The sequence below is a fragment of the uncultured Nevskia sp. genome (genome assembly GCF_903885465.1).
GTDB lineage: Bacteria > Pseudomonadota > Gammaproteobacteria > Nevskiales > Nevskiaceae > Nevskia.
The window spans coordinates 1-12959 of record NZ_CAISIQ010000150.1; the positions used below are offsets into that span (position 1 = coordinate 1).

Below are 12959 nucleotides of genomic sequence, written 5' to 3' on the forward strand. Positions count from 1 at the left end.
CCTGTCCGCGGACAGGTTCCACGCTACAAGTGCTTGTCGGCATGGAAAATTTTTTGCAATCGCTTTAATCCAGATGGCGATCTCGCTGCATCTCAGAGGTGCCGAAACGATAACGGCGCACGCCGATCCGGCACCACTCAAATGACGCACGCGAGGACGACCATGAATTCGATCACCACCACCACCATCACCGCCCAGCCGGTTTCCTATGCGCGCCGCCGCCAGGCCGCTCGTGAAGAAAGCGGTGGCCTGCAGACGACCGCCGCCATCATGGCCGCGCTGGCGCTGCACATGAGCTTCGCCGTGACCCTGATCCGCAGCGGCACTGACGCCGAGCGCATCTACGCGCAGCAGAGTGTCGAGCTGCCGCGCACGGTGGCCGATCTCGGCACCTTGCCGGCGATCCGCGTGGTTGGCCGTCGCGCCAGCTAAGCCGCTGAGTGGATGCTTCGGCCATAAAAAACCCCGCAGCGGTTTCCCGATGCGGGGTTTTTCGAATCCGATCAACCGGCCTTTGCAGGCCGGCTGATCCTTCAAGCATCAGCCCGGCGGCGTTTCGGCCGGGGCTTCAGCAGGTGCTTCTTCGGCAGGAGCAGCGTCAGCCGGGGCTTCAGCTGGCGCTGCTTCAGCCGGAGCGGCTTCGGCAGGCGCCGATTCAGCTGGCGCTTCTTCTGCAGGCGCAGCTTCGGCAGCCGGTGCTTCTTCGGCCGGCGCAGCTTCAGCAGGGGCCGCTTCCGCCGGAGCGGCTTCGGCAGGTGTTGCCTCGGCCGGGGCTGCTTCAGCCGGTGCGGCTTCCGACGAACCATCCACCGGAGCGACGGTGACACCGCCGCCGCTGGCTTCGGTGATCTTCAGCTCGACGCGACGGTTGAACTCGCGGCCTTCGTCGGTGGCGTTGTCGGCCACCGGCATCGATTCGCCGAAGCCCTTGCTGGTCATGCGGTCCGCGCTGACGCCACGGCCCACCAGATAGGCGACGACCGAGGCGGCACGCGCATCGGACAGCTTCAGGTTGTACGCGTCGCTGCCCTTCGAGTCGGTATGACCATCGATCTCGACCTTGATGTCCGGACGCGCGATCAGCGCATCGGCCACCGGATCAAGCAGTGCCTTGGCATTGACGGTCAGCTTCGCCTTGTCGAACTCGAAGTTGACGCCGCGCAGCACCAGGGTATCGCCTTCCTTGCAACCGTCGAGGTTGATCGGCTGGCCAGGGACCGGCGGTTCGCACGGCGGCGGCGGTGGTGGCGGAGGCGGAGCTGCAGCTTCCTCGACCGGCACGATCGCCACTTCTTCCTTCGGCGCTTCGACAGGCGGAGCCGAGCCGCGGCCGCCGAGCGGAATGCGCAGGCCGACGTTGATCGCGATGTCCTGGAAGTACTGGTCGCGCGACGGGCTGATGCCGACGTCGCTGCGGCCGTGGGCGTCATGGCGATACAGCGCCTCGACGCGCAGTGCGATACCCGGCGCGAACGGACCCAGCGGCGCATTGCTCAACGTGAATAGGTAGCCAAGGCCGGCGTCGAAGATCGTCGACGTGTAGTCCTTGACCAGACCCGGGATGTCCTTGCCCTGACCGCGCGACGCGGCGAGGCGGATGTACGCACCGTCGAGCAGCGGATGGGTCGGGAACGGAAAGATGTTGGCGCCGGCACCGGCACCGAACAGTTTCCCGTCCTTGCCGGACGAGCCGTTCGGATAGTTGGTGAAATGACCGAAGACTTCGAGGTCGAGGTTGCTGGTCAGCCGCTTGCCTACGGCAATGCTGCCGCCAACGCCATCGTCCTTGCTCCGGTCGCTGTCGCCGATCGTGTAATTGCCCATAGGCGATACATAGAAACGGCGGTCCGCCTCATCGGCGTGGACTGCCGTTGCCACGCCCGACCAGAGGGCGAGCACGAGCAAGCCGTTTGGACGGATGCGAAAATTGATCATCGTTCTCCCCTGCGCTTTATTAGTGGTGGTGCGAGCCACGGCTGTTGAGAAAGTAGCCGTACGAACGAGTTTTTATCATGCGCCTGATGGCAGCGACAACTATAGGGCGCATGTGAGGTTCAACCCTTGGACGTCGCCGACTATACTGCGCGCCCGTCGAGCATCGCCGAACTGTGGCCCATAGCGTGGAAATCAACCCGATCAAGAGTGAGATTACGGCCCTGCGAGTGCGTTTCGACGCGCTCCGGGGCTATCTTTGACTACGATGTCAAGTGCGAGCGCCTGGACGAAGTCGTCAAGGAACTTGAACAAAATGACGTCTGGGACAAGCCCGAGCGCGCCCAGACCCTGGGCCGCGAGCGGGCCATGCTCGAGAACATCGTCCAGCCGCTGACCAAGGTCCGCACCGCGCTCATCGATGCCGCGGAGCTGCTGGAGATGGCAGCCGAGGAAGGCGACGAAGCTTCGGTCGCCGAGATCGCCCGTGAAGTAGATGGTTACCGCGCGACCGCCGAGGACATGGAATTCAAGCGCATGTTCGCCGGCGAAGCCGACGCCAACAACTGCTTCCTCGACATCCAGGCTGGCGCCGGTGGCACCGAAGCGCAGGATTGGGCTTCGATGCTGCTGCGCATGTACACGCGCTGGGCGGAAGGCAAGGGCTTCAAGGTCGAACTGCTGGAACTGAGCGATGGCGACGTCGCCGGCATCAAGTCCGCCGCGCTGCAGATCGAGGGTGACTACGCCTACGGCTGGCTGCGAACCGAGACCGGTGTGCATCGCCTGGTGCGCAAGTCGCCGTTCGATTCCGGCAACCGCCGCCACACCAGCTTTGCCGGCGTCTATGTGTCGCCGGAGATCGACGACAAGATCGAGATCGACATCAATCCGGCGGACCTGAAGGTCGACACCTTCCGTTCTTCGGGTGCCGGCGGCCAGCACGTCAACAAGACCGAATCGGCGATCCGCATCACCCACGTGCCCACCGGCATCGTAGTCGCCTGCCAGACCCAGCGCAGCCAGCACAAGAATCGCGATGCCGCGATGAAGATGCTGCGTTCGCGGATGTACGAGCAGGAACTTCAGAAGCGCAACGTCGCGAAGCAGAAGATCGAGGATTCCAAGAGCGACATCGAATGGGGTCACCAGATCCGCTCGTACGTGCTCGATCAGTCGCGGATCAAGGATCTGCGCACCGGTGTGGAAATCGCCGACACCCAGAAGGTCCTCGATGGCTATCTCGATCCGTACATCGAAGCGAGCCTGAAGTCGGGGCTGTAAGTGGCGTCGGCCGAAAAGCCGCTCACGCCAAGGCGCAAAGACGCCAAGATCAAGACCGTCATCTGCGTTTCGATGATGTGTTGTTCCTTTGCGGCTTTGCGTCTTTGCGTGAGGCCCGCTTTTCAGACGTGATGCCATGACCGACGACCAGAAGCCGCAGGACGAGAACCACATCATTGCGACCAGGCGCGAGAAGCTCGACAAGCTGCGTGCCGCCGGCCAGGCGTTCCCGAACGACTTCCGTCGCGATGCGCTGGCCGAAGCGCTGCACGCGCGCTACGGCGCGCTCGAAGGCGAAGCGCTGGACGTTGAAGCCTTCGGCAACCGCCACAAGCTCGCCGGCCGCCTGATCGCCAAGCGGGTGATGGGCAAGGCCAGCTTCGCGCAGATCCAGGACATGAGCGGCCGCATCCAGGCCTTCGTGCAGAACGAAGCCGTCGGCCTCGAACGCTATGCCGAGTTCAAGACCTGGGACGTCGGCGACATCATCGCCGTGTCCGGCACCATGTTCCGCACCAAGACCGGCGAGCTGTCGGTCAAGGCCGATGCGATCGAACTGCTGGTCAAGACCGTGCGGCCGCTGCCCGAGAAGTGGGCCGGCCTCACCGATACCGAAATCCGCTATCGCCAGCGCTATGTCGATCTGATCGTCAATCCGGACGTGCGCCGCACGTTCCAGATCCGCGCCGGCACCGTGCGCTCGATCCGCAGCCATCTCGATGGCCTCGGCTTCGTCGAAGTCGAGACGCCGATGCTGCAGCCGATCGCCGGTGGCGCCACCGCCAAGCCGTTCGTGACCCATCACAACGCGCTCGATCGCGATCTGTTCCTGCGCATCGCGCCTGAGCTGTATCTGAAGCGCCTGGTCGTCGGCGGCTTCGAGCGGGTCTACGAGATCAACCGTAATTTCCGCAACGAAGGCTTGAGCACGCGCCACAATCCCGAGTTCACGATGCTCGAGTTCTATCAGGCCTATGCCGATTATCTCGATGCGATGGACCTCGTTGAAGCGCTGATCCGCAATGCAGCCCAGGCCACGCTGGGTACGACGAGCCTGAGCTATCAGGGCGTCGATTTCGATCTGGCGCAGCCGTTCACGCGCATATCGATGAAGGACGCGGTGGCCGCCGAGAACCCGAATCTCGATGCCAGCCAGCTGTTCGACCGCGACTATCTGGCGGCCGCGGCGAAAGCGCTGCACATCCCGGTCAAGCCGGACATGGGCCCGGGCAAGCTGCTGACCGAGATCTTCGAGAAAACCGTCGAAGCCAAGCTCGTGCAGCCGACCTTCATCATCGAGTACCCGACGGAAGTGTCGCCGCTGGCGCGCCGTTCCGATGCCAACCCGGACGTCACCGACCGTTTCGAGTTCTTCGTCGGCGGCCGCGAAGTCGCCAACGGCTTCTCGGAGCTGAACGATCCTGACGATCAGAAGGAGCGCTTCCTCAAGCAGGTCGAAGCCAAGGACGCCGGCGACGACGAGGCCATGCATTACGACGCCGACTACATCCGTGCGCTCGAATACGGCCTGCCGCCGACTGCGGGTGTCGGCATCGGCATCGATCGTCTGGTGATGTTCCTGACCGATTCACCGTCGATTCGCGACGTTCTACTCTTTCCGGCGATGCGGCCGGAAAGTTAAACAGTCAACCCAGCGATGCGGCCGGAAGTCTGAATCGTGGGGCGGCCCACGGCCCACTGCCGCCGACGCCGCGCGAATCCCAGAGCAAGGCGGGCGCGGCCCGCCCTACCTCAGGTCCGGCTGCGTTCGCGATGCTCGGTCACGGTCAGGGTCGGGTCGTAGCCGGATTCCTCGGTCGCCGTTGCGACGGCACGCGGGAACAGGCTGTAGCGTGATGGCCGGACGCGGATGCTATCGCCGATCTGCCAGCGCTGCACGGCGGGGTCGGGATGCGGCAGCTCGATCTCGATGACATCGCCGCTGCTCAGCAGCTTCACGCCGAGGCGCAGCAGCAGGCCGGTCCGCTGGGTCTCGACGACCTTGCCGGCCAGTGCCGCCGTATCGTCGTCGCCGACCACGCGCAGCTCGTTCGGCCGGGTGTAGACGTTGACCGGGCCTTCCGGCGCCGCGCCCGCCGTCGCCAAGGTCGCGGTCGCGCCGTTGAGCAGCAAGGCGCCGCGTTCGACTCTCGCCGGCAACACGTTCGGCGTGCCGAGGAAGTCGTAGACGAAGGGCGTGCTCGGCGCGTCCCAGACTTCGTCGGTGGTGCCGACCTGTTCGATGACGCCGCGGTTCATCACCACCACGCGATCGGCGAGTTCCAGCGCTTCTTCCTGATCGTGGGTGACGAAGATCGTCGTGTAGCCGGTTTCGCGATGCAGGCTGCGCAGCCAGCGGCGCAGGTCCTTGCGCACCTTGGCATCGAGCGCGCCGAACGGCTCGTCGAGCAGCAGCACTCTTGGTTCAATCGCCAGCGCGCGGGCCAGGGCCACGCGCTGCTTCTGGCCGCCGGATAACTGCGCCGGATAGCGTTTCTCCAACCCGCCGAGTTGCACCAGTTCCAGCAGCTCGCGCACCCGCTTGTTGATCGTCGCGGTATCCGGGCGTTCCTTCTTCGGCCGCACACTGAGGCCGAAGGCGATGTTGTCGAACACGGTCATGTGCTTGAACAGCGCGTATTGCTGGAACACGAAGCCGACCTTCCGCTCCTGCACCGACAAGCCTGTTGCGTCGATATCCCCGAACTTCACCTGACCGCCATCGAGCGGCTCCAGGCCGGCGATCGCGCGCAGCAAGGTGGTCTTGCCCGAGCCGCTGGGGCCGAGCAGCGCCAGCAGTTCGCCGGAGGCGATGTCGAGATCGATGCCGCGCAGCGCGTGGAAGCTGCCGTAGTGTTTCTGCACGCCGCGAATCTGGATATCCATTTTTGTCGGGAGTTGAGGCGTGATCAGTGGCGGCGCGTTGCCGCGAGCTGGTCGGCGTAGCGCCATTCGAGGAAGGACTTCACCGCCAGGGTCACCATTGCCAGCAGCGCGAGCAGGGACGCGACCGCGAATGCGGAAACGAACTGGTACTCGTTGTAGAGAATCTCGATGTGCAGCGGCATCGTGTTGGTCAGCCCGCGGATGTGGCCGGATACCACGCTGACCGCGCCGAACTCACCCATCGCGCGGGCGTTGCAGAGCAACACGCCGTAGAGCAGCGCCCACTTGATGTTCGGCAGGGTGACCTTGGTGAAGGTCTGCCAACCGGTGGCGCCGAGGCTGAGCGCGGCCTGTTCGTCTTCGGTGCCCTGTTCCTGCATCAGCGGAATCAGCTCGCGGGCAATGAACGGGAAGGTCACGAAGATCGTGGCCAGCACGATGCCGGGTGTCGAGAACAGCACCTTGCCGATGTGATCGCCGAACCAGGGCTGGGCCCAGCCCTGCGCGCCGAAGATCAGCACGAAGATCAGGCCGGCAACCACCGGCGAGACCGAGAACGGCAGATCGATGCAGGTGATCAGCAACTGCTTGCCGCGGAACTCGAACTTGGTGATCGCCCAGGCAGCACTCAGACCGAAGACCAGATTCAGCGGCACGGCGATCGCGGCAGCGATGAAGGTCAGCTTGATCGAGGCCAGCGTTTCCGGATCGCCGAATGCGGCGAAGTAGGCACCCGCGCCCTTGCGCAGCGCTTCGACGAATACCGACAGCAGCGGCAGCAGCAGGAACAGCGACAGGAAACCGAGTGCCGCAGCGATCAGCAGCCAGCGCACCAGCCGCGGTTCGTTGATGACCGAGTTGGTTTGCTTGAGTGGTTCGAACGGAAGAAAAGCCGCGTCCTTGACGGTGTGATTCATGACCTGCTTCCCGAAACCAGTCTCTGATTGGTGGACTGCGGCATGGCGTCCCTGCCGCGACGGTGCACGATCGACGACCGCCAGCCCAGCCATCCCTGACTGGGCGTTCGACGCCGCAGCGAGCGGTGCTCGCTAAACACGTCGTCTCACCCACGCCTGCAGCAAGTTGATGGTGAGCAACAGCAGGAACGACAGCACCAGCATCGTCGCGGCGACGGCCGTCGCGCCCTTGTAGTCAAATTCCTCGAGCTTGATGATGATCAAGAGCGGCGCGATTTCCGAAACCATCGGGAAGTTGCCGGCGATGAAGATCACCGAGCCGTACTCGCCGACGGCGCGCGCGAACGACAGCGCGAAACCGGTGACCAGCGACGGAAACACGGCCGGCGCGATGACTCGCAGCACCGTCTGCCAGCGCCGCGCGCCAAGCGTCGCGGCCGCTTCTTCGAGATCGCGTTCCACTTCCCGCAACACCGGTTCAACGGTGCGCACCACGAACGGCAGGCCGATGAAAGTCATCGCCACGATGATGCCGAGCGGCGTGTACGCGACCTTGATGCCGGCGTGGGCCAGCACCGAGCCGATCCAGCCGTTCTCCGAGTACAGCGCGGTCAGCGCGATGCCGGCAACGGCGGTCGGCAGCGCGAACGGCAGATCGATGAAGGCATCGAACAGACGCTTGCCCGGAAACTCATAGCGGACGAACACCCAGGCGACGATGGCGCCGAATATCGCATTCAGTACGGCGGCAATCGCGGCAGCGCCGAAGCTCAAGGACAGTGCCGCGAGCACGCGTTCGGAGGTGATGACTTTCCACAGCCCGGCGAAGCCCAGGCCCGAGGCCTTGAAGAACACGCCGGCCAGCGGGATCAACACGATCATGCCGAGATAGAACAGCGTGAAGCCGAGCGTCGGCGTCAATCCGGGCATGGTGCGCCGGGTCCGGCGTGGCCGGGGCAATGCGGTGGCGGTCATCGGCGAGAGAGCAGGGGCTTATTTCTTGGCGAACAGCTGATCGAACAGACCGCCGTCCGAGAAATGCACGGACTGTGCCTGTGCCCAACTGCCGAAGCCTTGTTCGACGGTGAAGACGTTCACGGCCGGAAAGCGGGCCGCGTTGGCTTTCAGCACTTTGTCATCGGCCGGGCGCACGCCGTTGGCGGCGAACAGCGCCTGGGCTTCCGGGCTGTAGTGGTATTCGAGATAGGCGCGGGCGAGTTCGGTGCTGCCGTGTTTGGCGGCGACCTTGTCGACCACGGCAACCGGGTTGTCGGCGCGCACGGTCAGCGAGGGCACCACGACCTCGAAACCGTCCTTGGCGAACTCCTCGCGGATCAGCGCGATCTCGTTCTCGAAGGTCAGCAGCACATCGCCGACACCGCGCTGAGCGAACGTCGTGGTCGCGCCGCGGCCGCCGGTATCGAGCACCGGCACATTGGCGAACAGCTTGCTGACAAAGGCTTTCGCCGCGTCGTCATTGCCGCCCGGTCGGGTCTTGGCGTACTGCCAGGCGGCCAGATAGCTGTAGCGGCCGTTGCCCGACGTCTTCGGGTTCGGAATCACCAGCTTGACGCCAGGCTTGACCAGATCAGACCAGTCGCGGATGCCCTTCGGATTGCCCTTGCGGACGATGAACAGGATCGTCGACCACGACGGGCTCGAGGCCTGCGGCAAGCGCGTCTGCCAGTCCTTGGCCAGCAGGCCGCTGGCGGCGATCGCGTCGATGTCCAGCGGGCTGTTCATCGTCACCACATCGGCTTCGAGGCCGTCGATCACCGCGCGCGCCTGTTTCGATGAGCCGCCGTGGGAGACATTCAGGGTCGGCTCGCTGCCGGAGCGCCGCTTCCATTCAGCGGCGAACGCGGTGTTGTACGACTTGTAGAAAGGCCGGGCGACATCGAACGAAGCGTTGAGCAGTTCAGCGGCACCCGGCGAGCTGGTCGCGAGCGCGAGCAACAGCCCGGCAATGGAGGAGAGCTTTTTCATCAGTTACACGGCAAAGGCCTGGTTTGGGGATTGGGGCTTACTTGGCCTGATAGATCTGGTCGAACACGCCGCCATCGGCGAAATGGGTCTTCTGCGCCTTGGCCCAGGAACCGAACACGTCGTCGAGCTTGAACAGCGTGGTCTTCTGGAAGCGGGCGAGATCGGCTGGATCAGCACTTTCCGGTTTCGACGGCCGGAGGTAATGCTTGGCCGCCAGCTTCTGGCCGATCGGGGTGTACAGGAAGTTCAGGTAGGCCTCGGCCTCGGCACGCGAGCCGTGCTTGTCGACGTTCTTGTCGACCAGCGCCACCGGCGGCTCGGCCAAGATCGAATAGCTCGGGGCGATGATGTCGAACTTGTCCGGGCCCAGTTCCTCGATCGACAGCAGAGCCTCGTTCTCCCAGGAGATCAGCACATCGCCGAGACCGCGTTGGACGAAGGTGGTGGTCGAACCGCGGGCGCCGGTATCGAGTACCGGCACGTTCTTGAACAAGCTGGTGACGAAGGCCTGCGCCTTGGCGGCGTCACCGCCGTTGGCCTTCAGTGCATAACCCCAGGCGGCGAGGTAGTTCCAGCGCGCACCGCCGCTGGTCTTCGGATTCGGCGTGATCACCGAGATACCCGGCTTGATCAGATCGGACCAATCCTTTATGCCCTTCGGATTGCCCTTGCGGACCAGGAACACGATCGTCGAGGTATACGGCGAGGAGTTGTTCGGCAGGCGCTTCTGCCAGTCGGCCGGCAGCAGGCCGCCCTTTTCGGAGATCGAGTCGATGTCGTAGGCCAGCGCCAAGGTGACGACATCGGCTTCCAGGCCGTCGATCACCGCACGCGCCTGCTTGCCGGAGCCGCCGTGCGAGGCCTGCACGGTGGTCGACTTGCCGGTCTTCGCCTTCCAGTCGGCGGCGAACTGCGCGTTGATGTCCTTGTAGAACTCGCGGGTCGGGTCGTAGCTGACATTCAACAGATCGGCGTAAGCGGCCGCGCCGCCCAGCAGGAAGGCGGCGGCAGCAAGTCGGACGGCGCGGAGCGCCAGCAGGCGGGTAGACATGGAGATTCCGGGAATTCTGTAAAGGCTGGAGATGAGGATGGTCGCCGCCGACGGGCGCGGCAGACGATGAATTATTCGCAGACGATCATGTAATTCAAAAGACTTACAAAGTTCTTTTTAAGCTTTCAATCGAATAATGCTGACAAAGCTCATGCTGGTATTGCAAGACCCCGCCAGCCGGCCGGATCGCCCGTCTGGCGGGCGAATGCCCGCTGACGAGGTTTAGCTGCGTCAACGCGAAGTCAAGTTTTCGACGAAAGGAGGGAACTTATTTATATAGAGATATTGGATATTTAAAATTTGCTTTTTATATCGTTAATGTCTGCGGCCATCGGGTTCCCTTCCGATTGATCTCCAGCCCTGACCACGATGAAAAGCCAAGACCAAACGATTTCGACCGCAGCGGCAACCACGCCGAATTCCGGCAAACCAGACGCTCGCCAGCCTCGCCGGCGCCTGACCCTGGGCTCCGCCGCCTCGGTTGCGCTGCTCTATCTCTGGGCGGCGCCGGCCCTTGCCCAGGAGCTTGCCCAGAGTGCTGCGGTGACGCCGGCCGCCCAGCCTGGCGACGCCGCCCAGCCGGCTTCGGAGACGACCTCTCGCGTCGAAGTCGCACAGACCGAGGTTGCGAAAGCCGAGGTTGCGCCCGGCAACAGCCCCGCCGTGCTCGACGAAGTGCAGGTCACTGCGCGCCGCAAGACCGAAAGCCTGCAGAAGGTGCCGATCGCGGTGTCGGTCATAAACGGCGATTTCCTCAACCAGACCGGCGCCTTCAACGTCAACCGCCTGAAGGAAGCGCTGCCGAGCGTGCAGTTCTACTCGACCAATCCGCGCAACTCCGCACTGAACATCCGCGGTCTCGGTGCGCCGTACGGCCTGACCAATGATGGCATCGAGCAGGGCGTCGGCCTGTACATCGACGGCGTCTATTTCGCCCGCCCGGCCGCCGCCACGCTGGACTTCATCGACGTCGAGCAGATCGAAGTGCTGCGTGGCCCGCAGGGCACGCTCTATGGCAAGAACACCACGGCCGGTGCCGTCAACGTCACCACCAAGAAGCCGAGCTTCACGCCGGGCTCGGCGGTCGAGTTGTCGTACGGCAACTACGGCTACGTGCAGGGCAAGGCCTCGCTGACCGGCCCGCTGACCGACGACATCGCCGCCCGCATCTCGTTCTCCGGCACTCAGCGCGACGGCTTCCTCTACAACGTCGCCACCCAGGATGACGTCAACGATCTCAGCAACCTCGGCATTCGCGGCCAGATTCTCTACAACGTCCTCGACAACCTGAGCCTGACCTTCGCCGGTGACTGGACGCGCCAGCGGCCCGAGGGCTACACGCAGGTGGTCGCCGGCGTTGCGCCGACCCTGCGCGCCGAGAACCGCCAGTACGCCGCCATCGCGGCCTCGCTGAATTACACGCCGCCGAGCTTCAACGCCTTCGATCGCCTGACCGACGTCGGCTCGCCGATCCAGTCCTACCAGGACCTCGGTGGCGGCTCGCTGACGGCCGACTGGAACACCGGTTACGGCACATTCACCTCGATCTCCGCCTATCGCGTCTGGGATTGGCGTCCATCGAATGACCGGGATTTCATCGGCCTGCCGGTCAATACGGTTTCCGCCGCCACGTCGTATCAGGAGCAGCTGTCGCAGGAATTCCGCTTTGCCGGGGACATCAACGAGGACCTGAACTACGTCGTCGGCCTGTTCGGTTTCCATCAGGTCATCAAGTCGAATCCGGTGCAGACCACCGCGCTCGGCTCGGCTGCTTCACGCTGGCTGCTGGCCGGCACGGCCAACGCCAGCAACTCGGCCCTGCTCGATGGCTTGACCCAGCGTCTCAGCGTCCGCTCCGTGTTCGACAGCGCTGCGCTGTTCGGTCAGCTCGAGTGGAAGCTGACCGACCAGATCCGCGTGCTGCCCGGCCTGCGACTGAATTACGACCGCAAGAAGATCAACTACGACGCACAGGTTTCCGGCGGTCAGGACACCTCCAACGATCCCGCGCTGCGCGCCGTGCAGCTCGCCCAGCTGCCTCAGCAGACCTACGCTGATGACATCGATGACACCAATGTCTCCGGGCAGATCACGCTGGCCTACAACCCGATCGAGGACGTCGACACCTACGCCACCTATTCGCGCAGCTTCAAGACGGTGGGCTTGAACACGGCGGGCGTTCCGAACATTCCCGGCACCAGCAATCCGGATTTGAGCCTGGCCACGATCAAGCCGGAGAAGGTGAGCCACTACGAGATCGGCATCAAGACCCGGCCGTTCCGTCGCGTCACCGTCAACCTGGCGGCCTTCAACACCGACATCAAGGACTTCCAGGCGCAGGTGCAGGACAACTCGGCTGCGACCTCGCGTGGCTACCTGGCCAATGCCGACAAGGTTCGGGTCCGCGGTATCGAGTTCGACAGCAATGCCCGCTTCGGCGAGCACGTCAGCGTCTATGCAGCGGCGAGCTACACCGACGGCAAGTACCGGAAGTTCACCAACGCCCCGCTCTCGCTCGAGAACACGGGCCGGCCGCGTCCGAACGATGTCGAGGACATCTCCGGCAGCCGCCTGCCAGGCATCTCGAAGTTCTCGACCAGTCTCGGTGGCGAACTGTTCACGCCGGGCAACTTGCTGGGCCGCAGTGGCGATTACTTCACTGGCGTCGACTTCAGCTACCGCTCCGGGTTCTCGTCGTCAGCCACGCCTTCGGATTACCTGAACGTGGACGGCTACGAACTGGTCAACGCCCGTATCGGCTTCCGTAGCTCGAAAGGCTGGGATCTTTACTTCTGGACCCGCAACCTGTTCGACAAGCACTACTACGAACTGCTGTCGCCAGGCTTTGGCGGCACCGGTCTCTACGTGGGCCAGCCGGGTGATCCGCGCACCTTCGGCGTGAC

General features: G+C 63.9%; 10 protein-coding genes. 4 read left to right on the top strand and 6 right to left on the bottom strand.

Going from position 1 to position 12959, the window contains the following annotated elements; genetic code table 11:
• The first annotated feature begins 162 nt into the window (after window positions 1-162).
• Window positions 163-432: a hypothetical protein gene (locus QZY06_RS05520; RefSeq protein ID WP_295681336.1), complete on the top strand. Its 270-nt coding sequence runs from the start codon at window positions 163-165 to the stop codon at window positions 430-432.
• Window positions 433-540: 108 nt separating this feature from the next.
• Here QZY06_RS05520 and QZY06_RS05525 read toward each other — a convergent pair whose 3' ends face one another.
• The gene (locus QZY06_RS05525; protein ID WP_295681338.1) at window positions 541-1935 is read right to left on the bottom strand and encodes an OmpA family protein; all 1395 of its coding nucleotides are present in this window, start codon (window positions 1933-1935) and stop codon (window positions 541-543) included.
• Between the two features lie 185 nt (window positions 1936-2120).
• Between QZY06_RS05525 and prfB the strand changes: the two genes are divergently transcribed.
• Window positions 2121-3216, top strand: a protein-coding gene (prfB, locus tag QZY06_RS05530; protein WP_295681339.1) for a peptide chain release factor 2 whose coding sequence is annotated in 2 segments (ribosomal slippage) — window positions 2121-2192 and window positions 2194-3216 — 1095 coding nt in all. Because the reading frame shifts where the segments join, the coding sequence is not laid out codon by codon here.
• A gap of 136 nt (window positions 3217-3352) precedes the next feature.
• Window positions 3353-4858 (top strand): lysine--tRNA ligase, encoded by a 1506-nt coding sequence (lysS, locus tag QZY06_RS05535; protein WP_295681340.1) that lies wholly within the window; start codon window positions 3353-3355, stop codon window positions 4856-4858.
• A 110-nt stretch (window positions 4859-4968) separates the two neighbouring features.
• Here the strand turns inward: lysS and QZY06_RS05540 are convergent, their stop codons facing one another.
• From QZY06_RS05540 to QZY06_RS05560, 5 genes are all read right to left on the bottom strand, one after another.
• Window positions 4969-6102, bottom strand: a complete 1134-nt coding sequence (locus tag QZY06_RS05540) for a sulfate/molybdate ABC transporter ATP-binding protein (RefSeq protein WP_295681342.1) — start codon at window positions 6100-6102, stop codon at window positions 4969-4971.
• Window positions 6103-6125: 23 nt separating this feature from the next.
• Window positions 6126-7019: a sulfate ABC transporter permease subunit CysW gene (cysW, locus tag QZY06_RS05545; RefSeq protein WP_295681343.1), complete on the bottom strand. Its 894-nt coding sequence runs from the start codon at window positions 7017-7019 to the stop codon at window positions 6126-6128.
• A gap of 132 nt (window positions 7020-7151) precedes the next feature.
• A complete protein-coding gene (gene cysT, locus QZY06_RS05550) occupies window positions 7152-7994 on the bottom strand; it encodes a sulfate ABC transporter permease subunit CysT (protein ID WP_367275572.1) in 843 nt (280 codons plus the stop codon).
• An 18-nt stretch (window positions 7995-8012) separates the two neighbouring features.
• Complete coding sequence (locus QZY06_RS05555) at window positions 8013-9005, bottom strand: sulfate ABC transporter substrate-binding protein (protein WP_295681346.1); 993 nt, start codon at window positions 9003-9005, stop codon at window positions 8013-8015.
• 37 nt (window positions 9006-9042) lie between these two features.
• On the bottom strand, window positions 9043-10056 hold the full coding sequence (locus QZY06_RS05560) for a sulfate ABC transporter substrate-binding protein (protein WP_295681347.1): 1014 nt from the start codon (window positions 10054-10056) through the stop codon (window positions 9043-9045).
• Window positions 10057-10425: 369 nt separating this feature from the next.
• On the opposite strand from QZY06_RS05560, the gene QZY06_RS05565 reads away from it, so the two are divergent.
• A partial coding sequence (locus QZY06_RS05565) for a TonB-dependent receptor (RefSeq protein ID WP_295681348.1) occupies window positions 10426-12959 on the top strand: 2534 nt, incomplete at its 3' end.